We start from the raw sequence: 26,667 nt of genomic DNA on the forward strand, positions 1-26,667 counted from the left end.
GCATTGAATAGTTTAGTTACGGTTATGGCAAAGTACGCCCAAACACCTCGCTATCTGCATTAACATCGCCGCGATTTTGTTCACCAGCCACATAAACTAAAGTTGATGCGCTACGTAATAAGTTAGCACGGCTATCGATTTCGGTAAAGCGTGCATGCGCTAAATCTTTTTGCGCAGAAAGCAGCTCTATCACCGTAGAAAAACCATGCGAGTAAGACTCCTGTGTAGCCGCATAAGATTCTTCTGCCGCTTTTAGCAGAGCCAGGGCAAATTCCCGTTTTTCCAGGGCCGTTTTGGTATCGGCATAGGCTTTCCAAATATCGCGGATAATTTCCAGACGCAAAGCCTCTAGCTGTGCCTTGGAAGCCGCTGTGCGTGCTTCCGCTTCGCGGACCGCATTGCTCCGCTCAAAACCATCAAACAGGGTCCATTCCACATTCAACATGGCAGTATCAACCAGATTACTGGCTGTATAATTCTGACTACCGGAAAACGAGGTTTGTGCTTTTAACCAATATTGATTGCCGAGCATACCCGTTAACGAAAACTTGGGCCAGAACTCGGCTCTGGCTTTTTTAACTTCTGCCTCGCGGGCGCGTAGTTCTGCCAGACGCGCTAATAAATCGGGCCGTTGCTCCAGCGCCTGATCGACAATTTTTTCGACTGATGACACTAAACCTGCTGGCAAAGCCAGTTTGCTTAAATCGATCAGTTGTAAGGTATATGTAGGCGAAATGCCCAAATTAGCGGTTAAATCGGCCTGTGCCTGCACCACGGCACCGCGCGCATCTTGCAGATCGTAACGTGCTTTGGCCTGCTGTTGCATTGCAAGCAGCAAGTCAGGTCGGGTCGCCAGACCTTTGTTGAATTTTGCCTGCACGGCATCCGTACCCGCACTGGCTGCCTCTAGCGTTTGTTGCGCAGCGGTTACCCTGGACAACAGCGCCTGATATGCGAAAAAACTAGTGGTAACCCGATAGGCAATTTCCTGATGTTTACGGGTAAACGAAAAATTTGCGGCGCTTAAGCGCTGTACACCGGCATCAACAACTGCCTGCCGACGTCCAAAATCGAACAGTGTCCAGGCTAAATCCAGCCCGGCAAAAGAACCGTAGCCATTGCGTAACAATACCCCGCCAGGTATGACAATACTATCCTTAAATTGCTGCCCAAATGCCATGGCTGTTAAAGTGGGATACCAAGTACTGCGATTTCTTTCCAGATGAGCGGCTGCCGCTTGCGCCTCTTCCCAACTCACTTTGGTTTCTGGGTTGGAACGTAAAGCCAGATCGACCAAGGCTGGCAGATCATAGGTTATATGGGTATCAACCGGATTATCTGTCAGTGGATAATTTAATTCTGCATTGACTTGTGCCGCGCGACTATTTTCCTGCACGGGTCTATCACTAGCGTGCGTCGGTGGAGCCGGCTCTAGAGTTACAGCGGGAGCAACAACGGGTGTCACCTTTGATGGCATACACGCAGTTAACGATAACAATGCGAGTAGCGCATAGCCTCTGGCAGTATGCAGCAGGCATGAGATGAATGCCTTGGCACTGCAGCTTAGTAAAATTGATAAAGTTAAAAACAGTTTATTCAAAGGTAAATTTTTGTTATTAAGCAGCTATTAGAAGATCTAGGACGACTAAAATTCAGCAGTGAACCTATCTATTAAGCACTTTACCATTTGTATAGTGTAATATGAGGAAAAATATTCATTATATTTATATGGGATATGGGGCATACGCTGAGTTTAACAAAGTGAAACCCAGCCACAACCTATGCCATACCTATGTACAGATGTTTTGAATTTACTTACATGATTAAAGCTTACCCACATTGATCAGGCGCAAATTATGTCATTCTTGACCCGCTTGCGAATAGCAATTTTCCTTGTTTTTTTGACCCCTTTTTTAGCGGCTTGCGATCCACTACTCAGTATTGAGGGATCATTTTGGCCAGCCTGGATCATTTGTATTTTAGCCGGCCTGTTAGTTTGCATGATGTTAATGTGGCTGTTTGTCCGGCAAAGACTGGCTCCCTATCTGGGGCCGCCTCTGTTAATTGTTCCCAGCCTGTGGGCGTTATCCACCTTTATTATCTGGTTGCTATTTTATTTAAACTAAGGTCCAGCTCTGCCTATCATGGAAAATACCCAAATCGATCCTCAACTGATAAATCTTAAACAGCGCCAATTATTGGGGCGTATTATCGGTATTTTAATTGTGCTGGGTGCGCTAGTGACTGGCGCGTGGGTTTGGCACATTAATTATCAAAACCCGCGCACTAACGATGCCATGGTACGGGCAAACATTGTCGGCATTGCCTCAGAAGTGAATGGACGCATCGTCGCATTACATGTTGAAGATAATCAATATGTCAAACAGGGTGATTTGCTTTTTGAAATAGATTCACGGCCTTACCAAGCCAAATTAGCACAGGCCCAAGCAGAATTAATGATTGCCGAAAAAGAGGTGGATTCGCGCCGTGCATCGAGTGACTCTGCTAACCTGGCAATTGATAGACTGCAACACAATCGGGTGGCCGCCAGCGCCGAAGTAGCCAGAATTACAGCCGAAGATGAGTACTTGCATAATTATCTGGAACGTATTGAACCATTGGCAGAGAAAGACTACGTAACGGCAGATCAAATTAAACAGGCTAGATCCAAATATGCCTCTTCGCGTGCGGCACTGGCCGATGCGCAGGCCAAGGCACTGGCTGCGCGTAGTGCCATAGATGAAGCCAAAAGTGAAAGCCAGCGAGCTCAAGCGCTGATCGCCCAGGTTGATCATGTTAATGCCCGTATCGAGGCCGCCAGAGCGGTGGTTGCCGCTGCGGAACTGGATGTGGAATACTGTTCGATACGCGCACCCTTTGATGCCTATGTGACGAACCTAAATATTCGCGAAGGGGAATACGCCAAAGCCGGAACGCAACTTTTCGCTTTGGTTGATGACCGCCATTGGTACGCAATTGCCAACTTTAAAGAGACTTATCTGCATTCCATACACCCCGGTCAACCTGCCGACATCTTTCTGATCGGTTATCCCGGAAAACGTTATAAAGGTGTGGTAACCGGCATAGGTTGGGCCAATTCTCCCGATACTATCAAACAACAAGGCGTATTACCTGAAGTGCAGCGCACTCTGAATTGGGTGATTCTGGCCTCGCGCTTTCCGGTACGCATTGAGATACAAGATCGCGATGCCAATTATCCGTTGCGCATGGGGATGACAGCTTTTGTCACCATTTTAGATGGCCCTGCTGAAAAAACTGACCTGTCTGCCAGCCCTAGCAACGGCTTGAGTAAACCCCAAATGCCACAATGAATGACGGCGACACAGAACACAGCTCCACACATCACAACAGACGCAGTAAACTATGGTTTGGAACCAGTCTTACACAATTTTTAAAGACTGAACTTAGCGACTTTCCAGGGCGGAAAGTTGCAGCATTACGCCTATTCATCGTTTCACTCATCATTGTACTGATCAGCCAAAACCTGCATGTGCCACCCATAGCGGCCATAGCCTTACTGATCAGCCTTAGCTACGATGCCTATGCGAATGCCGGGCAATCACTAACATTTGGACTACGCCAACTTGGCTATTTGATTGTCACCACACTGGTATCGGTGTTTACCATCATGTTAGCCGGTAATGATGAATGGCTATTGCTACCCTTATCTTTCATTATCCTAGCCACCGCGCTGTTTCATGCCCGCCTGAATGCCTGGCCTACAGGTATTGCGCTTTGGTACTCGGTCGCAGTATTGTATAGTCCAAGCCATCCAGAGCAAGCTATCTATAACGCCTTATGGAATATACCCATCATTGGCGTTCTGGCGATTGGTAGCTGGACACTGGTGCACCTGACCATCAAACCGCAAGATCCACTCAAACTACTAAAGACGAATCTGGCCGCACAACTTTCTGCGGTGGAATCTATTTTTAGCGCCCGTTTGGCTGATAGTGGTGTAAAAGAACACGAGCGCGCCCTCTCAACACTGACCGATACCGGCAGCTTTGGCAAAGTCATTGGTCTGTTGGCGAACGCAGAATCGCTACACCCTTCCCTGCATAAACAGCATGAAAATCATCTGGCTCTACTACTTGAAATAGATGGCTTACGTCAAATAGCGATCTGGCTGGATCAGGTTTTAACCGCAGACTATCGTGCGCAACCCATGCTGCAGGAAAAACTGAATGTCTATCTAACCTTAAAAAGCGCCTGCGCACTCATCAGGCAAGGTGTGGAAACATCAAAAGATGTTTCTGAACAGATAGAGCTACTGTTAACCGATGAGGTACTCGATAGCTATTCGCTAAAAACTAACCCAACACTATTAACAGCCATGTGGCGTGCCATACAGCGTATTGCGCAATTGATGCATCAATTACAGCTGCCACCACAGTCAGAAACCAACAATTTGGCAGCCTCGACTGACCCTAGCGAAACCACCCGGTGGATACCCGCCTGGTTTAGCTATGCGTTTTGGGAAACGCACGCCGACAGTCTGCAATTTGGCATTAAGTTTTCTTTGGGTGCCATACTGTGCATGCTGATTGTGGAAAGCTTGGCCTGGCCGGATATCAATACGGCCATACCCACTTGTCTGGTTGCGGCACAAACCAGTCTTGGTGCCGATTACCGATTATCAATATTACGCTTATCGGGTGCTGCCTTGGGGGGCGTGTTAGCCTATTTTTATGTTTTGGTGTTCCAGTCGCAACTAGATACCATAGTCGGCTTTGCATTTTCGACTGCACCGATCTGGGCCATAGCCGCCTGGATATCGGCAGGCAGCGAACGTATCGCTTATTTGGGCAGACAAGTTGGCTTTTCTTTCGCGCTATTCGTTTTACATGATTTTGGCCCGGTAACCGACCTGTATCTGCCTAGAGATCGCGTTTTTGGTATTTTGTTAGGCATTAGCGTTATGGGCTTACTTGATTATGCTTTATGGCCACGTCGTTCCATTGAGCTTGCCCGTCACCATATCGCAACCGCTCTGCACACACTTGCCAAACTAACCATACGGCTACCCGATATTAGTTTAATGCTCAAGTATGCCTTGCCTTTGCGACTGTCTACTGAAAAAGAGCTAGCCGCTGCACAAGATCTGGTATTGCACGCCATATTGGAACCTGATGCACGCTTGCACCATAAAGCGCTTGAACGCACTGCGCTCCGATCTGTCATTAAAGATGCCAGCACTTTGTCTGGCTTGCTTCAAGTTAGAAAACGTTATCGTTTGCTGAGTGGTCAACAATTTAGCCGTTTCCCTGACGAACTTCAGGAACATAGCCGTGCTTTCGATGCCAGCCTATCCACCGCCCTGGAAAATACGGCCCTTATCCTTCAGGGCGATCCCCCCGAATATTGGATTAAAATTGCCAATATTCATGCGCTTTTAAAACAAAGCTACACCGAGCATCATCGCATTGGCAGCTTACCCGCCGATTTAGCCATGGAATGGCAATTACGCTTTATGTTGGATCAGCAGATTATGGACTTGGTAGAACAAATTCATAAAAAAGCGCGTGATGCGATGGTGTATCGGCATGAATCAAGAGACTCTAAAGGTGCAAGGAGTAATGAAACAGCATCCTAATAAGAATTTGTAATCGCATCACTCCAACCTATGCTGTTATTGGTAATGTTTAGTAAGCCCATTCACGTACTTGCTGTCCATTCAACCAGTAGAATCGTAGTTTCGATTTGGTTCGTCCATATTGAGATAACATTGCATCATCATTTTCATCAGATGTTGCTTTTCTACCAAGCTGATCTTTATCAAGACCAAATACAGATTGCGCTGCAGGCCCTATCGGGACAACACAATATACGCGAGCATATACTTCGATTTTTAAACCATGTTTGGTAAACATTCGTTTATGGAATTTTGAACCATAACTGTCTGCCGAATTGGTTACTCGAATATCATTAGCGGAACCTAAATCTCGACCTGCTTCACAAGCTAAAATACTAACCATTTTTACTGCAGGCAAACCACAACCAACCAGAAAGTCGACTGAAAAATCTGCAGTCCAGTCCGCTACTTTTTGTGATTGCCAATCCCCGTGACCTTGGATATATACCCGTGATTTAGAAGTCAGTTTGCTAAGCTCGTGTTTAAGACTTTTAAGCTGAAAGTGTCCAGTAATATTACCAAAAAAGCCGTTCCACATAGGTAAGGTTACGATATGAGATTTTAATCCTTTACTGATAGCTCTATTATTAATTGCTTTGGCATTATCAGTAATCAGTTTATCTGATGAGTCTCCACATAAAAATTGAATAATGAGTTGTCGATCATAAGCCATATTATTAACCCATAAAATAATTGCAAAATACTATTAGGTACAGGCTACAAAAGCCCATTCTCTTTAACAAAACTCTACTACTTTACTCATTGACCCTATTTGAAGTGGTCATTATTCATTAAATTTTTAGTCCTAATCCTTTAGAAGGTAGTTAAAATTGCAGAGCAGCCTACTATAGACTATTGAAATAGTCAAAAAGCAAAGCAGTAAAAGGAAAACTCCAGACAGTTTCCCCATAATGTATGAAACTTGAAAACCCTAAATTGCTATATTCGATCTTCAATCAGTAAGGCGCACACTGTAAATAGTCTGCTGTAACTTGTTTCTTAACGGGAAGATAAGGCAAGCGATGCTGCATAGCGTTATAATATTAATATCGTATTTTGTGTGCCTTTCGATTTAGTGCACAAATCAGTACATCACTCTTACATTTTAAAACGCAATACACATGCAACTCACCGAAACAAACAGACGACGCACATTTGCCATTATTTCTCATCCAGACGCCGGCAAGACGACTATCACCGAAAAATTGCTGTTGTTTGGGGGTGCTATACAGTTGGCGGGATCGGTAAAAGGACGTAAGGCTGCGCGCCATGCTACTTCCGACTGGATGGAAATGGAAAAAGAGCGTGGTATTTCTGTCACAACCTCTGTTATGCAGTTTGAACATAACGACTGCATTATTAATCTATTAGATACACCGGGGCATGAAGACTTTTCGGAAGATACCTATCGTACCTTAACGGCGGTGGATTCTGCACTGATGGTGATTGATGTTGCCAAAGGTGTTGAAGATAGAACCATTAAATTGATGGAAGTGTGCCGCCTGCGAGATACACCGATTTTAACTTTTATCAATAAAATGGATCGCGAGGGCCGTGAACCCATTGAATTACTGGACGAAGTTGAAACAGTATTAAAAATACAGTGCGCACCAATGACTTGGCCTATTGGCATGGGCAAACGCTTTAAAGGTGTTTATCAACTGTATAAAGACGAAATTTTGCTGTTCAGCGCTCAACACGGTGGACGTATTGCCAAAGCGGAAATCATTAATGGTCTGGACAATCCAAAACTGGACGAGCTAATAGGTGATCAGGCCGCTGAATTGCGCGAAGAAATTGAGTTAGTGAAAGGTGCCAGTCATGAATTTGATTTGCAAAAATATTTGGCAGGCGAACAAACCCCGGTGTTTTTTGGTTCGGCCATCAACAATTTTGGCATTATTGAGTTGTTGGATGCGTTTGCCGAATATGCACCTGGCCCTAGACCACGCCAGGCAGAGCAACGCGAAGTACAGCCTGATGAGGAAAAATTTACCGGCTTTGTGTTTAAAATACAAGCAAATATGGACCCGGCACATCGAGATCGGGTGGCATTTATGCGCATCTGCTCGGGCAAATTTGATACCGGTATGAAGATGAACCATGTGCGTATTGGCAAAAACATTCAGGTAGCTAACGCGATTACTTTTCAGGCAGATAGCCGTACCAATGTTGAGGAAGCTTATCCCGGCGATATTATTGGCTTGCACAACCACGGTACTATTCAGGTGGGCGATACTTTTACCCAGGGCGAAACCTTAAAGTTTGGCGGTATTCCCTATTTTGCACCTGAGCTATTTCGGCGCGTGGTTTTAAAAGATCCGTTACGGGCCAAAGCCTTGCAAAAAGGTTTGATTCAGTTAACGGAGGAAGGAGCTACGCAGTTATTCCGTCCGCTACGCAATAACGATTTGATTTTGGGCGCGGTGGGGGTTTTGCAGTTTGATGTAACAGCACATCGCTTAAAAAGCGAATATAACGTGGAATGCGTTTACGATGCCATTGCCATTAATACAGTACGCTGGGTTACTGCCAAAAATCCAGCCAAACTGGAAGAGTTTAGAAACAAGGCATTTGATAATTTAGCGGAAGACGGTGGCGGGTTTTTGGTGTATGTTGCCAACAGCCGGGTTAATCTACAATTGACAGAAGAACGCTGGCCGGATATTCATTTTAGTGCTACCCGAGAATTGTAAACATTGTTTTTATTTGTGCATGCTGTCTGATTTTTACATTTTAAACTGGCACGCCTTCTATCTGTCTAACACAGGCTTGGGCGTTGCCAGATGAAACGTTTGACAAAGAACCTGACCAGTAACTTGTCATACCCTGCCCTGCAGCCAGAACACTACGACAGAATGTTGTTTCTAGTGGCTTTGTTGGTATTACTATTGCACGTTTCAGTTTTCCTGGTGTATAAACAGTCAGCACAGCCGCAACCTGTTTCTGCGCAGGTAATGCCGTTTAAGCTGGAAGTGAGCATGATTCCAGAACCAGAAGCAAAACCCAGCGCTGCGGCACATACGCCAGAATTAAAACCACAACCTAAAGAGAAAGAAAAACCAAAACCTGTCACAGAAAAAAAGCCACCAGAGGCGCAAAAACCTGAAGATTTTGCCAGCCTTAAACAATTAATTGAAAACCAACCGCATAAAGAAGTAGCAAGGTCGGTGCAATATCAGCCAGACTCGCGCTCAGTTAAAGCGGTTTCGTCGACACTGATACACCCCCGCCCCAAAAAACCTAATGCTATTGATAATTTTCCGGAAAGCGATGAGCATAATGTCAGCCCGGAATATCCAGATGAAGCGGCTTTTTTAGGTTATCAGGGCACCGCTGTTATCAAAATTAATGTATCCGCAAAAGGTATGAGTAGCGGTGTAGAGCTGTTACACAGTAGCGGCCATAAAATGCTGGACGACTCGGCCGCTAAAGCACTTAAACTATGGAAGTTTACCCCTACCCATCAGCCTGACTCTGTAATTATTGTGGTTAATTACATTTTGCGATAGATCATTTGCAGCCGTTCGTTATTTAGTAAAATCCTTATTTGTACTTCCCATAAGCAAGCCAATTTTTAGCGTTTACACGTTTTTAAGCTTTAAAGTTGGTATGTCATATTTATGGCTTTAAACGCAATCAGCAGCGTAAACGCGTATGGGTAAGTTATATCGGATTGCACCATTTTCGTTACGAGCATTAATTCCCAAAGCATTGATGCCAATGTCATTGATAATTAATTGCCGAATTAAGCTCACATCATTTGGATTTGGGAAAGAAGCCTGTAACAGTTCTTCTAATCCGATATCTACGCCATAATCTATATAACGTATGTTTTTTAAGCCTGAGCGATTTAACAAATCCACAAATTCTTCTTCGGTAAGCGCGTGATGATGAGAAGGGTCTCTAAGCTTTTCAAGCCGATCAAATGCTGCTGACCTTTCTGCCTGCATAATAACATCTGCAACCACCAGTCTACCGCCGGGTTTGCAGACACGGTGCATTTCGGCCAATGTAGTTTCAGGGTCAAGTAGATGATGAAAGCTATAACGTGTAATGACTACGGAAAAGCTTTCCTCTGGAAAGGGCAAGGCTCCGGCATCCCCCTCAATCCAAGTCAAGTTTTCCTGAGCATTGTTGTCTTGTCTGTGTTTGGCTTCAGCCAACATGGCAGGCGTAACATCCAAACCAGTGACGTGTTTGGCAATTTTTGCAAACTCACATGCCACAATTCCTGGTCCGCAGGCTAAGTCTAATACCGTATCAGAATTTTTGACATCTGCAATTTCCAATAGTAATAAGATAGATTGCAAGTGGCCGGGTACTTGACCAAAAGGCGTTGCTTGCTTTGAGAATTGTTCAATAATAAGCTCTGCATGTTGTTTTACTTGGGCGGTGTTCATCAATTTTCCTGATTAATTAGCGAATGGTTATGATCTAATAATTCAAAATGACTATCTTTCGAAAAATTGACAATGAATAAGGGAAAACTGACAACTTTGCCTCCTGTTGAACTTGGCTATCGAATTTCGGTGGAACATCCGGTTATCCCATTACAGATGCAAGTTTCAAGAGCGGGTTGTGCGGCCCCGCATGCACATCCAAGGGGGCAATTGATTTACGCCAGTAGTGGTGTCATGCGAATTGTTTGTTCAGGTAATAGCTGGGTAACACCGCCAACCCAAGCAGTGTGGATACCGGCAATGGTTGAACATGAAGTCTATTTTCCCGGCGATGTCACTATGTATAGCATGTTTATTGATCCTGGCTTTGCAGAAAGACTACCAAAATCGTGCATTGTGCTTAAGGTATCGACACTGCTACACGAATTGATTCAAAGAGCGGCAAACTATGGCGAGAATTATCGAATCAATGATAATTGCTATCGGTTAATGATTGTGTTGATTGATGAAATTGCGCAAGCAGAAAGCACTGATATTCATTTGCCGTCTGCAAAAGATTTAAGACTGTTAAGAGTATTGGACGCGCTTATGCTAAATCCTGATAAAAATCAGGGGCTGGAAGCGCTTGCCAAAATAGCAAATACCAGTAGCCGCACACTGGCTAGACTTTTTGTGAATGAAACTGGACTCACCTTTGGACAATGGCGAAAACGATTAATATTGCACATTGCCTTATCACGTTTGGCAGAAGGCGAAAGTGTCACTCAGGTAGCCATTGATTTAGGTTACGAAAGCATCAGTGCTTTTATTGATATGTTTCGTAGCACTTTAGGAAACACACCAGGACACTATTTTAAGAGTCAAAATCACACTGTGTAAATTAATTGGCAGGCTTCCATACACATTTGACTAAACTAAGCGAAAATTATTACTCAAAATCTCATCACTCACTTGGCACACGTTGATAGCGATACAGCATAAAACTATATATACCGCCATTAAACGTAGAACATAAAGCAGAACGGGAAAGCAAATCGTAGGTGCATTCAGATTTTCTATGCTCAACCAGCATTTTTTGTAATGCCTTTTCACCAAATTGCAAAAAATCTCCAGCGTCTTTATCGCCACGAGCAATGCCAACTAATAACCCAGGTGCATGATATATATCATCCGCATGCGGCAAACCTTGTGGATCAATAAGCAAAGTGGCTGTCATAACATTATTGCTAAATGCATCTATCGATAAATGCGAATTAGGCAAAGACAATGCACATTTGGCGACTGTTTTTCCTTTAGTTTCAGCCGATTTTTCTTGTATGCATTTGGTTTTCTTCAAAATAGTGAAATTAGTTTTAACTGTTTGATCATATTTTTTCAGAAACTGGGTTATCGAGAGTGGTGTATCATCTGCGCAAACATTCCAGGATAACAAAACCAAAATCCAAACGATCAACTTCATAAAATTTTTGCTCCTTAATGATTAGCGCGATAAGCCTGGTTATAGAACATCCTGCATGCAGCTTGATGGACTAGACTTTCATCAGTAATGCGGTGGTCTTTCGTCGGCCGATCCCAATTCTCTGCCAGAATAAGCCAAGCTTTTGATCTTGTCATTTAATAATTTACAGGTTTCTTCCAGTTTAACGATTTGTTGCTGGTGACCAGCAACCACCTGATTAAGGACTTGAATCAACTCTTCTTGATACGCCTGTTTTATTTCCAGCTCTATGATTCTTTCTTCGTTCATTGCCAACCTGTACTCTATATATTTAGTGTATTTTAAACTAAAATGTTAAATAGTTTGCATTTCAAACTCCCCCGCTTTACTGATTCTCAGCTATGATTAGCTTAACACAATACATTGTAAGGACATGACGATGACTACTATTGCAGACCCAGTTATAGGCCGTTGGTACAAAGATTTTGAAAACAATCTCACATTCAAAGTGGTTGCCATTGAAGGGAATGATGAGTCGATTGCCGTGCAGTATGCCAATGGCGATTTAGGTGAATACGATGGCGAGGCCTGGTATAACTCTACTTTCGATTACATTGAAGACCCGGAAGACTGGAGCGCCCCTTTTGATGAAATTGAACTTGATGATCTGGGGTATAGCGATACTGATCGTCATACTCGCGCGGATAGTGAAGATTTGGACATTAGTGACTTTCTGGATGATGAGTAAAATTTATGAAAATGACTCCGCAACAATTTTTGGACTGGGAATCCAAGAGTATTACCCTGCTGGCAATGTCGGGCGCAGGCAAAACCACGTTATCGAATAAACTTCCCAAAGATAAATGGTTTCATTATTCTGGCGACTACCGGATTGGTACCAAATACCTTGAAGAAGCCATTCTGGATAATATTAAACAACAAGCCATGGGCGTTCCATTTTTACGGGATTTACTAAAATCAGATTCGATTTATATTTGCAGTAATATCACGGTGGAAAATTTGGCACCTGTTTCCAGTTTTCTGGGCAAAATTGGTAATCCAAACCTGGGTGGTTTATCGTTGGCGGAGTTTAAGCGCCGCCAAGCTTTACATCATCAAGCAGAAATTAATGCTATGAATGATGTACCTGAATTTATTCATAAAGCAGAAGCCATTTATGGTTACAAGCATTTTATAAACGATGCAGGCGGCAGTGTTTGCGAACTGGATAACCCAGAAGTACTGGCAACGCTGGCCGAGCATACCGTGCTGGTTTACATTAAAATTCCGGAATCTCTAGAGCAAACCATCATAGACCGCGCCAAACTGGATCCCAAACCACTTTACTACCGTCCGGCATTTGTCGACGAAAAACTGCACGACTTTATGCAAATTAATGGCTATAGCTCTACCGATGAAATAAACCCAGATGCTTTTGTGAGCTGGGTATTTCCGCAGCTATTTAAATCGCGCGTTCCCCGCTACGAAGCTATCGCACAACAGTATGGTTACACTGTCAGTGCGGAAGCAGTTGCCAAAGTCACTAGCGAAGAGGATTTTATGGCTCTGATAGCTGATGCAATGGCGCACCAACACGTATAACTGAAATGCCCCTAGTTGCACATACCGCATTACCTACTTTTCAACGTTTACAGGAAGAAGGCGAAGAAATTCTTTCTGCCGAACGCGCTGAACATCAATCCATCCGTGAACTACATATCGGCTTATTAAATCTGATGCCGGATGCTGCATTGGAAGCCACTGAAAGACAGTTTTTTCGGCTGGTAGGCGCATGTAATCAAATTGCGCAATTCCATGTACATCCTTTTACTATAGAAGGCTTACCAAGAGGTACGCAGGCGCAGGAACATATTAATAAATATTATGAGTCCTTCGCACAAATCAGAGAGGATGGTCTGGATGCGCTTGTCATTAGTGGCGCTAACGTTACCAAAGCACATTTACAGGAAGAAGCATTCTGGGAACCTTTAATTGAAGTGTTTACCTGGGCAAACGAAAATGTCACCTCCATTTTATGCTCGTGTCTGGCTACCCATGCTGTATTTCAGTACTGCTATGGTATTGAACGCAGCCGTTTGCCTGATAAACGTTGGGGTGTGTTTTCACACAAAGTGATAGACCGCTCTCATCCGTTAATGGCTGAAATTAACACTCGCTTTGATGTTCCACATTCGCGCTACAACGAAATTTTTCAGACGGATATGGAAAAATTTGGCCTGAAAATATTAGTGGCCAGTAAAGAAGCCGGAGTACATCTAGCTGTATCGCCCGATGGCTTTCGTATTGTTTATTTTCAAGGACATCCAGAGTACGACGACATTAGCTTACTTAAAGAGTATAAACGCGAAGTGTTACGCTATTATCGTTACGAACGCGAGGATTACCCGCCCTACCCTGCGCATTATTTTGATACTGAGGTGCAGCAACTGTTAAGCGATTATTGCCACGAAGTAAACTATGCCAAACAGCACGGCACAGATCTGGCACGCATGCCTGAAGACCAGATCATCAAACACCTAGATAATACTTGGCGTGATTCGGCCAAGGCGGTATTTAACAATTGGCTGGGCAAAGTTTATCAAATTACCAACGAAGATCGTCGCCTACCTTTTATGGACGATATAGACCCAAATAATCCACTGGGGCTATAAATGCATGCATTTTTTTTACAACAGGCAGTGGAACTGGCAAGTAATAATGTCAGCGAAGGCGGCGGACCTTTTGGTGCCTTGGTGGTTAAAAACCAGCAAATTATTGCTGCCAGTGGTAATCGGGTCAGTGCCAATCAAGACCCTACCGCACATGCAGAAATTATGGCGATTAGGAAAGCCTGCCTGGTATTACAGGATTTCCAGCTAACGAACTGTACCCTCTATACCAGTTGCGAACCCTGCCCAATGTGTCTGGGCGCTATTTATTGGGCGCGACTTTCTGCTGTTTATTATGCTTGTGACCGTTTACATGCCTCTGCAGCAGGATTTGACGATGGTTTTATTTATGACGAAATACCCAAGTTACCGGCAGAACGAACTATAGGTATGTATTATTTAGAAACAACTAACCCCGAACAACCTTTTAAAACCTGGCAGAGTTTAACCCATAAAATTTGTTATTAAAGCTTATCCTTTATTTAACGCACAACCAGTTGGTAAACCTGTTCGTGCAACGAACTCAGACCGCGTTGTTTAAAGTGCAGTTCTTGCTGAAGTACGTCTTCGCTGGTTAACTTATTCACACTGCACCATTTACCATACAAAAAGTCGACTTCTGTGCTGAGGACACTAAACGGTGGTCCAGTCATTTCATGCTGCTCATAAACAAAGGTAACCAGCAAAATTTGCTGCCCAGACTCCAGCAATGACGAGAGATGATAAACATAATCAAGACGCATTTCCGGCGGTAAAGCAACCAAAGACGCTCTATCATAAACGGCATCAATATGCCCCAGTTGAGCAGAACTCAGGTCAAAAAAATCAGCGCAATAGAGCTGCAACCCATCAATCTCATACAGTAACACTTCTCCCTGACGACGAATGGTAGGGTGTAAATTATTTTCCGCGAAAAACGCTGCGACCGCCACAGGACTTAATTCTGCTGCAACCACTTGATAACCTTGGGCCAATAGCCAGAGCATATCATTGCTCTTACCACATAAGGGTACAAACACCCGACTGCCTGGTTTAAGTGACAGTGTGGACCAGAAGCGTTGTAAATAGGGGTTTACTTGATGATTATGAAAACCAATTTGATTTTGATCCCATCGTTGATGCCAGAAATCATGTTGCATGGCTTACTCCTGTGGGTAGGCTGTTTAAAAATTGTGCATACGACGCTATAACATCCACACATCATTCGAACAAGTGTTTATTAAATTAAGTAATCTAATCGTATCTATTTAGTAGCATTTTTATAATCTAAAATCAATCACCTACAAGACGAACTGAACGAAATGAAGCGCATCTGTTGTTGTTAATGCAACGCGATAAGCCGAAATAGGTCGTAATAGGCAAAGCCGTATTGCGACACGGTTGCCTTCCATCATGCGACACATTACACTGAAGCTATGCGCCCTATGAGGCCGCCCCTTACTTGGTAATTGCGACTTACTGCGTATCTATATAGAAAGTGTCGCTCTTTGGTTGGCTTACCCTATAAATAGCATGACTACAGTTTTAAATTGAAAACAATGCGCGTCTATACAGTAACTTTGAACTTGAATTGCAGTACTTAGTCTTAGAAAGTGTAAGTGTTCTTAACCTGTAATATCCCTAAAAGAAAGGTGCAAAATAATGACTATAATACGCTCGTTCCTGATGTTTTTGTTATGCATGGGTTTAGCTAGCGCTGACAGTCTGGCTTTTACTCAGTCAACGTTTGACAAACTGCAAGCACAAGGTTTACCTGTTCTAATTTCCATCCATGCTGATTGGTGTCCTACCTGTCGAGCACAGGCACCTATTGTTGCCAAGTTACTGAAACAAAGCGAGTATCAACCTATTAACGCACTCACTGTCGATTTCGATCAACAAAAATCAGTAGTCAATGCTTTTAAAGCCACCATGCAAAGTACACTAATTGTGTTTAAAGGCGGTAAAGAAGTGGGGCGTAGCGTGGGTGATACCAGTGTTGCAGGCATCGAAAACCTGCTTAAAAAAGCGTTATGATACGGGGAGGTGTTTATGTTCACGGAATTAGCGATTTACGGGCTTAGTTTAATTGCCGGAATTTTATCCACCTTATCTCCCTGCGTATTACCTTTATTACCCATTCTAGCCGGAGCAGCACTAAATACCCACCGCTTGGGCTTGTATGCACTGGCAGGAGGCTTGGCGCTATCCTACACCCTAATTGGCTTACTGTTGGCCGCCATGGGCAGTGTTCTGGGCTTGGATCCCGCTTTGGTGCGCAATCTGGCCGCCTTGTTATTAATTGTCTTTGGTGCCATTTTAATCTCTGAGCGTTTACAAACCTTATTTAGCGCAGCAACTGCAAAATTTAGCAGTGCCGGACAACCCTGGTTAGCACAAATTTCCGGTGACAATTTAACCGGGCAATTTATGCTTGGCTTGCTATTAGGGGTGGTATGGAGTCCGTGTGTTGGTCCTACGTTGGGTGCAGCGATGACTTTAGCCAGTCAAGGCGGCAATCTATTTCATACCGGCATGGTGATGCTATTTTTTGGCACGGGTGCCAGTTTACCGTTAATAGCTTTAGGTAGCTTGTCTCAACAGGGTTTGTTTTCCAACAAAACCAAACTGTTGTTAACGGGTAAAAAGGGAAAAATGTTGTTTGGTGGTCTATTGATTGGTGCAGGTATATTGATTATTAGCGGGCTGGATAAATTGCTTGAAATATGGATATTAAATCACGCCCCTGAATGGCTAACACGGCTTACTATTGCTATCTGATGCACCGCCGGAATAATTACAGCATGGAAGCTAATTGAAATTACGCTAGTTAGGCAAGTTTTTGGAATCATTAAATATTAATTACTTCCAACCTTGTAACCAGCGTCCAACTTCGGTCAATTCTCGCCAGGAGATTATAAAAATACGCCGCGAATAAATAGCTTCAAGTTCGATTTGCTCAACCAGAGTATTGGGCGGTTCAGGTTCAACGGTTTTGGTCACGATAAAATGTTTTTCTTTGTGCTGTGGATTAACCGCAGTCCATTTACTTAACAATAGTTTTTTAGGATTTATGTAGCGAGTGGTTGTTTGCATCTGTTTATTGATTTTACATACCCTGCTATTAATATAATCGGAATGTCTTTACATAGCAGGTAAGACACGATTTACACGTGTCCTGCCTGTGTCTATAGATATTAATTAGGGTACATCTATCAGGTATCCTGAGATAGTCGCCAGAGTGGAGACTGTATCTCCATTTGTGGCAAATGTGTCAACCGTAGGCACCTCACCCGCATTGTAGGCTGCCAGCACTGGCTGATTGACAATATAGTTAAATTGACCGCCATACTGACCCGTTGCTGCCACAGCAGGCAAAAACTGGAATACATTCGAACCACTAGTACCTCTGAGTTCCACTAGATTAAGGTAACCAGCAGTAGGCATGGTCACAATCGCACTGACATGTTCCACAATCAAACGTTTTCCGGCTGGAATCGCTGCAAAGGTAATGATACAGGGTTGGACAGATTGACAATTATTTACTTGTTGATAAAAATTACGCGCTTGAGAATCACGATCCTGAGTTATTACGGGTTGCGCACTAACCTGAAGGGTGAAAAATGTGCCAGCCACTAATAGTGTTGCTATCGTGACAGGACTAAATAATGAACTTTTCATAAACAACTCCCATGATTAAATAATAAACTTATCCTAATAGATTAAGGATATTTTATAGTTTTTTGTTACACTTTCACTTGGTTAAACTCCATGAAAAACCACACTGATAATTGATGCAATTAATGAAGCTGGACACATCGTACTCAGGTTTTTAAATTATGCAAGTATTGGAAAGCATTAAACTATAATCCGCGTTCCCAAGCCCTATTCCCAAACCCTTAAGCTTCATTATCTATCAAACTGTAAGTCTGCCAGCCTGGCGTAAAGACCGCTTTGTTTGCGTAAATCGTCTGGCGCACCTGCTTCGACTATGACCCCTTGATCTAAAACGATAATGCGATCGACTTGTTTCACGGTAGACAGACGGTGCGCAATAATCAGGGTAGTACGGCCCTGCATGGCGGCGTTTAGTCCTTTTTGGACCAGAATTTCAGACTCTGCATCCAAGGCACTGGTGGCTTCATCCAATAACAACAGCGGAGCGTTTTTCAAAATGGCTCGTGCAATGGCAATACGCTGACGTTGACCACCAGATAAACGCGTACCGCGTTCGCCCAAAAAAGTCTGATAAGTATCAGGCAGACGATTAATAAATTCATCAACTTGCGCAAGTTTTGCTGCTGCAATCACGTCAGCATCACTGGCATCTGGCCGACCATAGCGGATATTTTCCAGCGCATTTGCCGAAAAAATCACTGCATCTTGCGGCACAATGGCAATTTGACTACGTAAATCCTGGATAGCGAGTTGCCTGATATCCAGACCGTTAATACGAATTACACCACTACTGACATCGTAAAAGCGTAGCAATAACTGGAATAAGGTTGTTTTACCCGCGCCGGAAGGACCAACCAGCGCCACGCTTTCACCAGGCGCGATAGTTAGGCTAATATCAGAAAGTGCAGCGCTCTGCATTCTGGAGGGATAACGAAAAGTCACATTTTCGAATTGTATTTCGGCGATTCCAGGTTGCTGCAATGCTTGCACAACATTCGCTTCTGTAATGGCGGGTTGTGCATGCAGCAATTCTAGCAAACGCTCAGTTGCCCCTGCTGCACGCAAAATATCACCCCAAACTTCTGCCATGCTACTCACTGCACTTGCCACTAGCACCGCGTACAGAATAAAAGAAGCCAATTGCCCACCCGTCATGCTACCGGCATGAACCAGATTTGCACCAATCCATAACACAAAAATAATAGCGCCCATCACCGCCATTATCACCAATGCAGTTAAAGCAGCACGTACCCGACTGCGGCGAATTGCAGACAGAAAACTGATTTCTGCCCGACCTGTAAAACGCTTGGCTTCCTGCTGTTCCTGGGTAAAAGACTGCACAGTGGGTACAGCATTTAATATCTCGGCAGCCAGTGCGGATGCATCTGCAATTTTGTCTTGGGATTCTCGAGAAAGTTTTTTTACTTTACGTCCAATGACAATCAAGGGCAATATCAACAGCGCCATCAAACCCAAATTCAAGGCAAATAAATACAAACTGGTGACGGCCAACATTGTCATGCCACCCAGAAATTGAAACAGACTTCTTAACCCCATTGAAATGGAACTACCTACCACGGTCTGGATTAAGGCGGTATCTCCCGTTAAACGTGATAATACTTCGCCAGTTTGCAGGGTTTCAAAAAATTGCGGCGACTGTGCCAGTACTCTGGAATACACCGCACTGCGCAAATCGGCAGTAATACGCTCACCCAGCCAGGAAACCGTATAGTAACGTGATGCCACCGCAAGTGCCCATAAACTGGCCAAACCGAACAGCGCAATAAAATGCGCATTCATACTCAGTGAATCCCATAACCCGCCATTGACTTGCTGCTGAGCGCCAAAGCCAAAATCAATAAGATCGCGGAACGCAAGTGGCACCAGTAAAATAGTCGCTGAACCTAGGCACAACAGCAAAAACGCCAGCACAACTTTACTGCGATAGGGGCGCAAAAAAGGCCATAAATCGGTAAGTGATGCCAAATGCGGTTTTGAAGCAGGGGGAACAGCTTGATTAATAGACATGATGAGGGGTAATAAAGGCAAATGGGATAAGGTAAATTGTTGTCCTTAAGCATATGAAGAATTATTACACACCCGCTATTTTTAGCAGGGAATAAAATAATGATGGGTATTTAGCAATTATTGTTAGCTTTATATTTGCAATAGCATGTATTTATGATATAGTTGAAAACGCTGAGCACAATTAAAAAACTATAATAGGAGTTTCTATGTGTGTTCACATGCCAATAGAATTTAAATATAACCACGAAGTGTGGTTTAAATATTCTTTATCTTCCTTAGGGTTCGACATTTATCGAGCCAAATTTGAAGCCAGCCTTCCCAGACATCCCATTAAATTTGCAGCTGGCAAATGGTTTATTAATGCCCGCGTTTTTAGGTGGCAAGTTTTAATTAATAAGCTAACAAATGCGCAACTAGCCAAAATACAACTCGCTACCCAGCAAGATAAACACAAAAATGATGACAGATTTTATAATGCTAGTTTGGGATTTTAAATCTGAATAATCTGCTCTCAAGCAGTAAATGTTTAAGCTATATTTGACACTCAGTCGATTTAAGTATCGACTGAGCTAATTATATAGTGGTAAATTTTAATTTGCAATGCAATAAAACATCTACACCACACCAACAGATGAACTCTGATATTGCAGCTTATTTCTATCTATTAATAATTATAGATGTTAGTTAAAAACATTGCGTTTAGCGATATTTGTGTTAGAGTTTTAACTAAGTGTTTTTCTATCCACCCTGGTATTCATACATAACCTCAGCCTAACTGGTCGGCATAATCATATACGTCCTACACCAGCTGAAATGCCTTGTTATTCAGGAAAGATTACAAAATACATTTGTAACTATTCAGCCTGATGATTTAAAGCGTATAAATCGATTACTGTATGATGAGTTGAACGATAACGACCCCATCCTACATTGAATTTTAATAGTTGTTTATTTGCAGTGGATGAGGAAATAAAACCCAAATTGATTGCTTAAATCAAGCAATATTCATTAACTGGTTTTTCCTTTACCTATAAATTTTCTCAGCCATTTCAAAAATGACCGATCAAAACAAAAACAAAACCAATACCTTATTTTCTGTTAGACCACTATTTCAATGGCTAGCGGTATTTGCCTTAATGCTGTCAGCGGGGCTTATTGCCTACCAAAATGGCCTATTGACTCTACTGGGTTATGAGGCCACTACCATTAACGCCAATTTACCAGCTACGACACCATCGATTGCAAGTCTTGCATCTAACGCTCCTGATCCGGTAAAAATTTCCATTGCCCAGGAAACTAGCAATCTGGCACTACCTAAGCGTAATATTGAACTAACCACAGAAAAAGCGTTGGCCGCCAAAGCGGCCATTAAGCGCAATGATTTTTCTACTGCCGCACAGATTACTGGTGATGTGTTAGCGCATAGCAAACTACTAAACTGGCGCTTCTATCCATTTAACGATTTTATGCGCTATTTTTTTAACGAAACAGATTACGGTTATTTAGAATATCTGGATAAATGGGTGGCGCAAGAACCTAAATCCGCACTGGCTCACTTACTCCGCGCACAATGGTATTACAGTATCGGTCAAGGTATACGTGGTTACGATTTTTCATCTAAAGTGGCCGATACACATTTGCAAACTTATGAGGATTATTTGCAAAATTCCGACAAAGATATTCTCGCCGCCATTCATCTAAACGCTGAAAATCCTTATAGTTATTTCATGTACTTGAATAGCATATCCAGGATGGGCGATAGTCCAGAAACAGAACAAGCTTTTCAACTAGGCATTAATAAATTTCCAACTTATTACGCACTCTATCGGGCCAGACTTAAATCATTAACACCCAAATGGGGTGGCTCTCCACAAGCCATGTATGCATTTACCAGCAAATATGCTGATAAAGCTAAGGAACATTCACCGCTAAAAATGTTATATCTACAACTCTATAACTACATGGTTGATGCGGCATCGATAGCCTGTTCCTCAGACAAAGAACGGGACAAATGTGTCGGTGAAGTTATGGCAAAACTGATAAAACCACGCATGGCCGATGATATAAATACTGCATTGGAACTATACAACAAAACCGACCCGTATCAATTCGCTTTAGAAATAAACTCTATCCTGTTGTCTTTAGCTGAAACCTCCGGTGCCGATCATTTTAGTGGCAGCATACTGCAATTGGCTTCTGACCGCATGGGCAGTCAATTACAATTGGTGGATAATAATAGTGGTCATAACAATTACTTACTTGATCAAGTGGCCGCCAAATCCTGGGAAGACATTAATCACTATGAAAATGCGGAAAAAAAATATCAGGAAGCGTTATTAGACATTAAAAACACGCGCTTTCCTAACGAGGAAGAACAGTTTATCGCTTTAGCTGATATTTACTTAAATTTTGCCTCTATGTACTTTGATAATGCCAAGTACGCAAAAGCTATAGTTTATCAAAATGCGGCAATCGCCATGGGAGGTGGCCGTTTTGACAAGTCCTTATCTTGTGGCAGTTATTTTAACTTGAAATATTATACTGACGCTATTCAGGCCTGCAGCGCTCGAATAGAATCAGGAGCAGATATGCACGCCTATTGGTGGCGTGCCGCTTCTTATATGAGTTCTAATCAAGCGGATGCCGCATTAACCGATTTTAAAAAGGTTGCCGATTCGGAAAGCTCGTATCGAGAATCAGCAGTGATTAATCTATCGGCTATCTATGCACAAAAACAAGATTACCCGCAAATGCTCAGCGTATTTAAAAGCCATCCATTTTTGCTTGATGAAGAGCAAACCACCGACCACAATCAATTAATGATTGGCTTTAATAATCGTTGTTATGCTTACATGCAACTGGGGGAATTGCAAAAAGCGCTGGATGATTGTACGAGTTCACTTAAATATGGCAATCTTCCCGATGCATTTCAGAAACAACAGACGTTGGTTAAAATGTTGAAAGAGAAAAATACGCATTAGCATTTAGTCACCTGAATCAGATACGGTATTCTGCAACCCAATTCAGACAATAACACGTCTGGCGTTGCATGATTTGTTGGCAAAAATAGGGTGTCGGCGAATTAACTGCTACCTACATTATCCTATTTCATTGCGTAGCAACTAAGGTAGAGGTTCGCCTTCAGTAAAATCATTGACTATAATTTTGCCGCCAGACATAACAAAACCGGGATATTCCAGTATTTTCAAGTTTTGTAAAGGATCGCCTTTTACCGCGATCAGATCTGCTGGCGCACCCGATTGTAAGGTACCCAATAAAGGGATATTTAAATACTCTCCCGATTTTGAGGTGGCACTGCGCAACACATCGATAGGCTGACCATGGGAGAATTGCAACATATAGATAAGCTCTTGCGCATCAATACCCCATGGGGTATCAGTATGAGCAATCTCTGCTCCATATAAATACTCACCTCCCAACGCAGCCCATTTTCTGGCATTTTTCTCAACGCCAGCACATTGGGAAAAGCTATCCAAAGTAGTAATGATTTTTACCGATTGTGCTAGCGCTTTTTTTAACAAGTCCACGGAAATTTCTGCACACGGCATATGCGCCCATTCATCAACACCTGCTTGAATGGCAATTTTTGCGCCTTTTTCTTCACCGATATGAGCAGTCACTTTACGATCTAAGCGATGCGCTTCGGCAACAATAGCCTTGACTATGGGGATTGATAATAACGGCCAAACTTTTTTTTCATGTAACATCTGTTGATGAGTTTTTTCTGACTTTGTATGCATATGATGAGCACCATTACTCCAATGCGCACCTTTCTCACCACCCGGCTCCAACGCAATTTTAATGATCACCGCACCTGAGTTTACCAGTGACTGAACGGCTTCCCGTGCATTTTGTTCACTAGACACACCTAATGCAATGTTATCAGCCCCCATAACGGAGATTGGGTAACCAGTTGGCGTAGTAATAATCGGCCCAGAACTAAGCACACGTAAACGACCATCACCTCCATAAGGTGGATGCACAGGACCACCTACATCACGTAATGTGGTGATGCCGTGTTTAAGTATCACATCAGTAGGAATATGCTGAAAAGCCAAATGAGCATGTAATTCAATAAAGCCCGGTAATAACGTAGCGTCACCCAAATCAATCACTTTGCTAGCTTGGAATTGCATATTTTCACGCCGGTCAATTTGCCTAATTGTGTCACCCACCACTAACAACGAGCTATGCGTTCTGAGAGTAAAGCCATCAAAAATACGCGCTGCATGGATCAGGATAGAGGCTTTCGCAGGTTCGGCATTTACCTGAAACGCATAAATGCCCATTAAAATAAAAACTATACAACGTTGCTGGTGGCAAAATAGTTGCCAGTGGACTTTTATAAATGGCATCAGGTTAGTAACAAAAGTAGTAAAGATCAGCGTCCATCAAAATCCGAAGACTCTAAAAATTGATGCACGCTACGGATTTTAATAAGTGATTTCAATACCACCATAAAATGATAAAGGCGCGCCTGCATTTAACATGGCATCTGTTGCACTGGCGGTATTCATGATATTGGTATTGGCCACATAGACTTTATCTAACAAATTGCGTCCTTCAAGAAACACCTTATAATTTTTATTGGACCAGCCAGTACGCATCCCCAACAAACTGTAAGGACTAATTTTATAAGTATTTGCATAATCACCCCAACGCTGCCCTACTACATCGACTGTGGGTCCCAAATAAAAACCGCTGGCATGATGATAGATAGCTTCACCTTTTAAGAAATAATCAGGAGCCGCGGGTAAGGCATGATTCGCGTAAGTTGGATCATTATCAAAACGAAAATGATTAATTGTAAAACTTACCAGCGGTTCAAGGCTGTGCGTTCCTTCAGCATCCAGTGCAAAGCGACCACCCAATAACCCTTCTATACCCGCATGAATGGTATTATTAAAATTGGTGGATACTGCAGATCCACCGGGTGGGGTGGTAGACAAAATTTCATTATTCAGCCATGAATAGTACAACGACAAATCCCAGTTTATATTGTTAAACTTATCCAGAGATTGACTTCCGCGCGTACCAATTTCGGCAGACGTACCTTCCATCGCCTTTAAATACGGCGTACCAACGCCTGAGGTAATATTGTCTGCTATGTTGTAATTGGTGGGTGGCGCATATAAGCGGCTAATATTGCTATACAAACTGGAGTTTTTAGTCAGATCGTACATTAAACCCAAACTTGGGTTAATCCCAGAATAATTATGATTACTATAACCGCCCAGCGGATAAAAATTAGGTGTTGCGGCAAACAAAAAATTAGCTTGTTGGTCTTGTGGGATAGATAATCGATTGTTCATCACCTGTCGATGCGCAAATACGCCTTGCACAGCTGGCGTCAGTGTCCAATTATCGGCAAAATGCCAATGATCCTGAGCAAAAATTTCGATATTATCGGCTTTTTTGGTAATACGATTAGTCATAGCGCCACGCAAACCGGCATTATTGGTGTAGTTGCCACCTTTATCAGAGTTGGTGCCAAAATTTAAACCCAGCAATAAGTCATGTGTGTCCAGGCGTAACTTATAGCGGGCTGTCGACCCCCAATCCTGCTGATTGCTATCTACCAGCATACTGAACATATCGTTAAGCCCACCATTTACATTCGGAAGTAACACCTTGCTCACGATGGGATGATACAGTTGCTGGTTTTCATAGGAAAATCCTAATTCCAGCGAACTTTTTTCATCAATGGTCCAACTGGTTTTATTGGCAACTCTTTCTGTTTCCGTGTTTAACTGATAATTACCCGCCAAAGCCTGACTGCTGGCCTGATACGGATTTGCGTTAAATTGTGCACGCGTCAATTGCCCAGGCAATTGTTGATTGTTTTTGATATAACTGACAAAGGTACGATTCACAACATTATCGGTAATTTGCCAACCCAGATTACCGTAAACCCCCACCCTATCCTGCTGGTTGTGCGCTCGATAACCATCCCATTCTTTGCCTTCGACAGTTAACAAGCCATCTATACTTTCATTAAATACCTTACTGACTGTGCCACGCCCCAAAAACTGGCCAAAACTACCCCCATTCAATAATAAGCGCATGGCAGGATTATCGTAAGCAGTGGGTGAAGTAAAATCCACTGCGCCACCTAAAGTGCTGGCTCCGTATTTAAAAGCATTGCCCCCACGTGCCACCGTGGCAAAACTGGACGCCAGCGGATCTATCATCCGGTTGTGATTATTACCATCTGCAGCAGTAACCGGCATACCATCTTGCAATAATTTTATGCCACTACCTGCAAAGTTATTGGCATCTAGATTAGAGCCGCGACTAGTCAGAAATACTTCGTCATTACCACTTTGACTGGTTGCCCAAACGCCGGGTATATAGCGAAAAAAATCCGCAATACTGGATATATTTCGATCATGTAAGGCATTAATATCAATCAGACTGACACCTCCTGGAGACAACGCAACTTCAGCTTTGGAAATAGCCAGTTTCTGATCACTGGCGGCAGTGACAACTACCGGTGTTAATTCTGTATTAATCGATGCTACTGATTGAGTTCCAGCTAAAGCGGGAGCGGTTTTATTATCCTGTTTCGACTGTATAGCATTGAAATTTTTAAGCGGTTTCGCTGCTTTTTTAATGACTTTTGACTCCATTTCTTGAGTCTGAGACTGTACGTCAGCCATCGTTAAATGACTAAAACCCATTACTATAAAAGCCGCGATTAGGGGGGTATAACGTTGAGAACTGCTAGCAGGATGATGGTTTACAGATTTCATGAAACGTCCGAAATAGAGAAAGAAAATATCTTGAGTATTATTT

At 43.0% G+C, this 26,667-nt stretch carries 24 protein-coding genes; 13 read left to right on the forward strand and 11 right to left on the reverse strand.

The genetic code is table 11. The annotated features are described in order from the left end of the window. Nucleotides 1-22: 22 nt before the first annotated feature. The gene (locus ABH008_RS15835; protein WP_347986582.1) at nucleotides 23-1,600 is read right to left on the reverse strand and encodes a TolC family protein; all 1,578 of its coding nucleotides are present in this window, start codon (nucleotides 1,598-1,600) and stop codon (nucleotides 23-25) included. 256 nt (nucleotides 1,601-1,856) lie between these two features. Here ABH008_RS15835 and ABH008_RS15840 point away from each other — a divergent pair, with 256 nt between their 5' ends. From ABH008_RS15840 to ABH008_RS15850, 3 genes are read left to right on the forward strand one after another with little or no spacing between them, the layout of a single operon-like run. Continuing rightward, entirely contained in the window at nucleotides 1,857-2,126 is a 270-nt protein-coding gene (locus tag ABH008_RS15840; protein ID WP_347986583.1) for a YtcA family lipoprotein, read from the forward strand. 18 nt (nucleotides 2,127-2,144) lie between these two features. Next, nucleotides 2,145-3,332 (forward strand): biotin/lipoyl-binding protein, encoded by a 1,188-nt coding sequence (locus ABH008_RS15845; RefSeq protein ID WP_347986584.1) that lies wholly within the window; start codon nucleotides 2,145-2,147, stop codon nucleotides 3,330-3,332. Beyond that, nucleotides 3,329-5,617, forward strand: coding sequence for an FUSC family protein (locus ABH008_RS15850; RefSeq protein ID WP_347986585.1), 2,289 nt, complete (start codon nucleotides 3,329-3,331; stop codon nucleotides 5,615-5,617). The genes ABH008_RS15845 and ABH008_RS15850 overlap by 4 nt, the downstream gene beginning before the upstream one ends. A 49-nt stretch (nucleotides 5,618-5,666) precedes the next feature. Here the strand turns inward: ABH008_RS15850 and ABH008_RS15855 are convergent, their stop codons facing one another. Beyond that, complete coding sequence (locus tag ABH008_RS15855; protein ID WP_347986586.1) at nucleotides 5,667-6,329, reverse strand: hypothetical protein; 663 nt, start codon at nucleotides 6,327-6,329, stop codon at nucleotides 5,667-5,669. Nucleotides 6,330-6,777: 448 nt separating this feature from the next. On the opposite strand from ABH008_RS15855, the gene ABH008_RS15860 reads away from it, so the two are divergent. Both ABH008_RS15860 and ABH008_RS15865 read left to right on the forward strand, forming a co-directional pair. Next, entirely contained in the window at nucleotides 6,778-8,352 is a 1,575-nt protein-coding gene (locus ABH008_RS15860) for a peptide chain release factor 3 (RefSeq protein ID WP_347986587.1), read from the forward strand. A 90-nt stretch (nucleotides 8,353-8,442) separates the two neighbouring features. Then, a complete protein-coding gene (locus tag ABH008_RS15865) occupies nucleotides 8,443-9,168 on the forward strand; it encodes a TonB family protein (RefSeq protein WP_347986588.1) in 726 nt (241 codons plus the stop codon). A 117-nt stretch (nucleotides 9,169-9,285) separates the two neighbouring features. On the opposite strand, the gene ABH008_RS15870 is transcribed toward ABH008_RS15865, so the two are convergent. Further along, nucleotides 9,286-10,059, reverse strand: a complete 774-nt coding sequence (locus ABH008_RS15870) for a methyltransferase domain-containing protein (protein ID WP_347986589.1) — start codon at nucleotides 10,057-10,059, stop codon at nucleotides 9,286-9,288. Between the two features lie 72 nt (nucleotides 10,060-10,131). Between ABH008_RS15870 and ABH008_RS15875 the strand changes: the two genes are divergently transcribed. Continuing rightward, entirely contained in the window at nucleotides 10,132-10,938 is an 807-nt protein-coding gene (locus tag ABH008_RS15875; RefSeq protein WP_347986590.1) for a helix-turn-helix transcriptional regulator, read from the forward strand. A 64-nt stretch (nucleotides 10,939-11,002) separates the two neighbouring features. Here the strand turns inward: ABH008_RS15875 and ABH008_RS15880 are convergent, their stop codons facing one another. Next, nucleotides 11,003-11,518: a hypothetical protein gene (locus ABH008_RS15880; RefSeq protein ID WP_347986591.1), complete on the reverse strand. Its 516-nt coding sequence runs from the start codon at nucleotides 11,516-11,518 to the stop codon at nucleotides 11,003-11,005. Between the two features lie 81 nt (nucleotides 11,519-11,599). Then, the gene (locus tag ABH008_RS15885; RefSeq protein ID WP_347986592.1) at nucleotides 11,600-11,806 is read right to left on the reverse strand and encodes a SlyX family protein; all 207 of its coding nucleotides are present in this window, start codon (nucleotides 11,804-11,806) and stop codon (nucleotides 11,600-11,602) included. 130 nt (nucleotides 11,807-11,936) lie between these two features. Between ABH008_RS15885 and ABH008_RS15890 the strand changes: the two genes are divergently transcribed. Genes ABH008_RS15890 through ABH008_RS15905 form a run of 4 tightly spaced genes read left to right on the forward strand, consistent with a single transcriptional unit; the run spans nucleotide 11,937 to nucleotide 14,634 of the window. After that, nucleotides 11,937-12,245, forward strand: coding sequence for a DUF6763 family protein (locus tag ABH008_RS15890; protein ID WP_347986593.1), 309 nt, complete (start codon nucleotides 11,937-11,939; stop codon nucleotides 12,243-12,245). A 5-nt stretch (nucleotides 12,246-12,250) separates the two neighbouring features. Further along, complete coding sequence (locus ABH008_RS15895) at nucleotides 12,251-13,099, forward strand: ATPase (RefSeq protein WP_347986594.1); 849 nt, start codon at nucleotides 12,251-12,253, stop codon at nucleotides 13,097-13,099. Between the two features lie 5 nt (nucleotides 13,100-13,104). Continuing rightward, the gene (locus tag ABH008_RS15900; protein WP_347986595.1) at nucleotides 13,105-14,169 is read left to right on the forward strand and encodes a homoserine O-succinyltransferase; all 1,065 of its coding nucleotides are present in this window, start codon (nucleotides 13,105-13,107) and stop codon (nucleotides 14,167-14,169) included. Then, a complete protein-coding gene (locus tag ABH008_RS15905) occupies nucleotides 14,170-14,634 on the forward strand; it encodes a nucleoside deaminase (RefSeq protein ID WP_347986596.1) in 465 nt (154 codons plus the stop codon). Nucleotides 14,635-14,648: 14 nt separating this feature from the next. Here ABH008_RS15905 and ABH008_RS15910 read toward each other — a convergent pair whose 3' ends face one another. Continuing rightward, entirely contained in the window at nucleotides 14,649-15,305 is a 657-nt protein-coding gene (locus tag ABH008_RS15910) for a thiopurine S-methyltransferase (protein WP_347986597.1), read from the reverse strand. A 502-nt stretch (nucleotides 15,306-15,807) separates the two neighbouring features. Between ABH008_RS15910 and ABH008_RS15915 the strand changes: the two genes are divergently transcribed. Together ABH008_RS15915 and ABH008_RS15920 are read left to right on the forward strand one after the other, a co-directional pair. Beyond that, nucleotides 15,808-16,182 carry a thioredoxin family protein gene (locus ABH008_RS15915; RefSeq protein ID WP_347986598.1) on the forward strand — a complete coding sequence of 125 codons (375 nt, stop codon included), beginning with the start codon at nucleotides 15,808-15,810 and terminating at the stop codon, nucleotides 16,180-16,182. 15 nt (nucleotides 16,183-16,197) lie between these two features. Further along, nucleotides 16,198-16,926 carry a cytochrome c biogenesis CcdA family protein gene (locus tag ABH008_RS15920; RefSeq protein ID WP_347986599.1) on the forward strand — a complete coding sequence of 243 codons (729 nt, stop codon included), beginning with the start codon at nucleotides 16,198-16,200 and terminating at the stop codon, nucleotides 16,924-16,926. An 81-nt stretch (nucleotides 16,927-17,007) separates the two neighbouring features. Here the strand turns inward: ABH008_RS15920 and ABH008_RS15925 are convergent, their stop codons facing one another. The 3 genes from ABH008_RS15925 to ABH008_RS15935 all read right to left on the reverse strand — a co-directional run bounded on the left by ABH008_RS15925 (nucleotide 17,008) and on the right by ABH008_RS15935 (nucleotide 19,851). Then, nucleotides 17,008-17,241 carry a TIGR02450 family Trp-rich protein gene (locus tag ABH008_RS15925; protein ID WP_347986600.1) on the reverse strand — a complete coding sequence of 78 codons (234 nt, stop codon included), beginning with the start codon at nucleotides 17,239-17,241 and terminating at the stop codon, nucleotides 17,008-17,010. A gap of 105 nt (nucleotides 17,242-17,346) precedes the next feature. Beyond that, nucleotides 17,347-17,826 carry a hypothetical protein gene (locus ABH008_RS15930; protein ID WP_347986601.1) on the reverse strand — a complete coding sequence of 160 codons (480 nt, stop codon included), beginning with the start codon at nucleotides 17,824-17,826 and terminating at the stop codon, nucleotides 17,347-17,349. A 228-nt stretch (nucleotides 17,827-18,054) separates the two neighbouring features. Continuing rightward, the gene (locus ABH008_RS15935) at nucleotides 18,055-19,851 is read right to left on the reverse strand and encodes an ABC transporter transmembrane domain-containing protein (RefSeq protein WP_347986602.1); all 1,797 of its coding nucleotides are present in this window, start codon (nucleotides 19,849-19,851) and stop codon (nucleotides 18,055-18,057) included. A gap of 1,055 nt (nucleotides 19,852-20,906) precedes the next feature. Between ABH008_RS15935 and ABH008_RS15940 the strand changes: the two genes are divergently transcribed. Next, complete coding sequence (locus ABH008_RS15940; RefSeq protein ID WP_347986603.1) at nucleotides 20,907-22,832, forward strand: hypothetical protein; 1,926 nt, start codon at nucleotides 20,907-20,909, stop codon at nucleotides 22,830-22,832. Between the two features lie 141 nt (nucleotides 22,833-22,973). Here ABH008_RS15940 and ABH008_RS15945 read toward each other — a convergent pair whose 3' ends face one another. Both ABH008_RS15945 and ABH008_RS15950 read right to left on the reverse strand, forming a co-directional pair. Beyond that, complete coding sequence (locus ABH008_RS15945; RefSeq protein WP_347986604.1) at nucleotides 22,974-24,227, reverse strand: amidohydrolase family protein; 1,254 nt, start codon at nucleotides 24,225-24,227, stop codon at nucleotides 22,974-22,976. A gap of 78 nt (nucleotides 24,228-24,305) precedes the next feature. Beyond that, nucleotides 24,306-26,624: a TonB-dependent receptor gene (locus ABH008_RS15950; RefSeq protein WP_347986605.1), complete on the reverse strand. Its 2,319-nt coding sequence runs from the start codon at nucleotides 26,622-26,624 to the stop codon at nucleotides 24,306-24,308. Between the last annotated feature and the right edge of the window lie 43 nt (nucleotides 26,625-26,667).

The sequence above is a fragment of the Methylomonas sp. AM2-LC genome (genome assembly GCF_039904985.1).
GTDB lineage: Bacteria > Pseudomonadota > Gammaproteobacteria > Methylococcales > Methylomonadaceae > Methylomonas.